This is a genomic window from Halomonas sp. 3A7M (assembly GCF_014897875.1).
In the GTDB taxonomy this organism is placed as follows: Bacteria; Pseudomonadota; Gammaproteobacteria; order Pseudomonadales; family Halomonadaceae; genus Vreelandella.
This window is the reverse complement of the sequence record NZ_JABUZD010000042.1, coordinates 1-1,786: the sequence shown is the minus strand read 5'-3', so window position 1 is coordinate 1,786 and position 1,786 is coordinate 1. Positions and strand designations below refer to the sequence as shown.

2 protein-coding genes and 1 pseudogene are annotated in these 1,786 nt (G+C 46.9%); 2 read left to right on the top strand and 1 reads right to left on the bottom strand.

Annotation, left to right across the window (positions count from 1 at the left end; genetic code table 11):
* Nucleotides 1-271: pseudogene (locus tag INT19_RS19345) on the top strand (hypothetical protein); the annotation flags it as partial.
* Nucleotides 272-372: 101 nt separating this feature from the next.
* Here the strand turns inward: INT19_RS19345 and INT19_RS03470 are convergent.
* Nucleotides 373-855 (bottom strand): HPP family protein, encoded by a 483-nt coding sequence (locus INT19_RS03470; RefSeq protein WP_038483211.1) that lies wholly within the window; start codon nt 853-855, stop codon nt 373-375.
* 122 nt (nt 856-977) lie between these two features.
* On the opposite strand from INT19_RS03470, the gene INT19_RS03465 reads away from it, so the two are divergent.
* Nucleotides 978-1,556 carry a TetR/AcrR family transcriptional regulator gene (locus tag INT19_RS03465; protein WP_193059736.1) on the top strand — a complete coding sequence of 193 codons (579 nt, stop codon included), beginning with the start codon at nt 978-980 and terminating at the stop codon, nt 1,554-1,556.
* Nucleotides 1,557-1,786: the final 230 nt, after the last annotated feature.

The following is a 1,786-nucleotide window of genomic DNA, read 5'->3' as shown; positions in this document are numbered from 1 at the left end:
GTGGGTTAGAAGTGCTTCCGGGGGCCGGTCTCACGGATTCAGGTCTCAGTTATCACTGCACGAACTAGGCTTAGTCCGTGCAGGTAGTTTTCTGATAGGTGTTTATCTCACTTTGCAACATATTGGCACAGCGATTAGTCAGTGGATCTGGTCAGGTAGTATTGCCTATGGTTCTCTCGTCGTCATTGCTCTTGGTGTGGGCTTGATAGTGGGAGTCAATTTTATCGGTGAGCTATATAAGAAGATAAAGTATGCGGGCAGTGGTTTGTGAGTGCTAATAAATGCACTCAAAAGCACAGCTAAGCATGCCACGAACAAACGGATTAAGATTTTCGCTTACGAACACTCGTTCTGCACTACGATCCTCTTCTACTAAAACCATTGCTTGGGGTACGGTTGCCCTGAAACAAACCGGTGATACACGTATCCGAATCCCACAATTAAAAGGGCTCCAGACGCTACGGGAGTGATCAAAAAATGCCAGTGTTCTCCCGCTAGCATAATCAGTAGGGGGTTAGCACCTGCAGGCGGGTGGATGGTGTGGGTAAGCATCATAGCGACTATCGATAAACCGACTGCCAAGCCCAGCGTCCATTCGTGCACGCCAAAGAAATGAGCCACCATCAGTCCTAACGCCGCCGTTATTAAGTGACCCGCAATCACGTTGCGTGGTTGGGCTAATGGGCTGGCGGGTAAACCAAACAGTATCACCATGGTGGCGCCAAAGGGGGCCATTAGCCATAACGCGTCACTGTGTGAACTTAGAAAGCTGAGTGCTGTTATGCATCCAGTCGCTCCAATGCCAGCGAGCAGGGCTGCTTTCTGTTGAGCAGGTAAATACAGGGAAATTCTCATGGATGCATCCTTGGGCGAAAGAGTTGAGACAAGGGAGACCGATCTGTCTCCTTTGGCTATGGTAGACAGATCGGTCTCTGTGGGTCAATATGTTGTTCGTAAAATGAAAGTGAGGTTGTGCTGTGGAAAGACGAGAGCAGTTAGTTTCGGTCGCCTTTGGGCTGTTTTACCGCTACGGGGTGCATGCCATTGGTATCAACCGGATCATTGCTGAATCAGGCGTGGCAAAAAAAACGCTATACCATCACTTTGCCAGCAAAGAAGCCCTGATCGCTGCAACGGTTGACTATCGTGACCGACAATTTTTTTCCTGGGTTGAAGGGCGCACGCAGGGCGCACCTGATGGACAAAGCGCAATTTTTGCTTTGTTCGATGCGTTGGATGATTGGTTTAATGAGAGAGAAAAGCTAATTTATCCTTTCCATGGGTGTTATTTCATCAATGTCAGTGCTGAATTCAGTGACTTAAATCATCCCGTGCATCAACAGTGCGCTAACCATAAAAGAGCCATGCTTGGCTTAATAAACGGGTATATGTCACAAATATTCGTTGATGAAAAAACGGTGACTACGTTGTCGGAAGCGGTAGCTACTTTAAAAGAAGGGGCGACTGTTCAGGCCCACGTGATGGGGGATTTAAAAGCTGCCGTAAAAGCCAAAGCAATCGCTGAGGAGTTGCTGAGGACAAGATTGGAGTCTTAGTGTTTTCATTTTTTCAGGGCAGTGAGTGAATAGCTTGCTCGTAAACACCCTTGTGGTTTCCGACTCGAAGTACAAAACAATTAGCTTGTCATATTTTCAATCTTGTAGCTCATGCGATAGTAGCTTTGCCTTGGGTTTTAAACACGCTATTTCTAGGAGGTCTTGTGGCACTTCGCGCAATTTTGCTAAGTGGTTATGCAAAAGTTATCGAGTTACTTTTTCCGTAATTA

Coding starts and splice junctions, on each gene's coding strand:
- INT19_RS03470 (WP_038483211.1), bottom strand. CDS start 855: ATGAGAATTTCCCTGTATTTACCTGCTCAACAGAAAGCAGCCCTGCTC.